1 pseudogene is annotated in these 421 nt (G+C 72.2%); it reads right to left on the bottom strand.

The features are described 5' to 3' along the window. Positions 1-184, bottom strand: a pseudogene (locus tag ACSNOD_RS31770) (hypothetical protein); the annotation flags it as partial. Between the last annotated feature and the right edge of the window lie 237 nt (positions 185-421).

The following is a 421-nucleotide window of genomic DNA, read 5'->3' as shown; positions in this document are numbered from 1 at the left end:
GTTCGGTGGCGGCATGGGCCAGGTGGAGCACGGCGGGGTGGTGGTGGCCGAGATCGTGGGCGTGACTGGCCATGATGCGCAGAGCGAGTGCCAGGCTGGTGTGGTCGTCGGCTTCGGCGGCCAACTGGGCGGCGGTGTGGTGGTAGTACTGGGCCGTGGCGTCATGGCCGCTGTCGGCGCACATGAGCCCGAGTAACAGGGTGAGGCGGGCGGTGGCAGACAACAGCTGGTCGTGTAGGGCTGTGGGGGCGTGGAGCTGGGGCAGAGCGACGTGGTGGAGGTAGGCGGCCAGGGCGGGGCGGGTGTGTTCGCCGCCCTGCAGGGCGGCCGCAGCGGCGAACCCGTCGGCCACGGCGTCGAGTTCGTCTACCTCTGGCTGCCCCGGGTGTCGGGCGGTGGGCACCGCGGTGCGGGCGGATAC

It is taken from the genome of Streptomyces sp. URMC 123 (assembly GCF_051386515.1).
In the GTDB taxonomy this organism is placed as follows: Bacteria; Actinomycetota; Actinomycetes; order Streptomycetales; family Streptomycetaceae; genus Streptomyces.
This window is presented reverse-complemented; position numbering and strand designations above follow the sequence as displayed.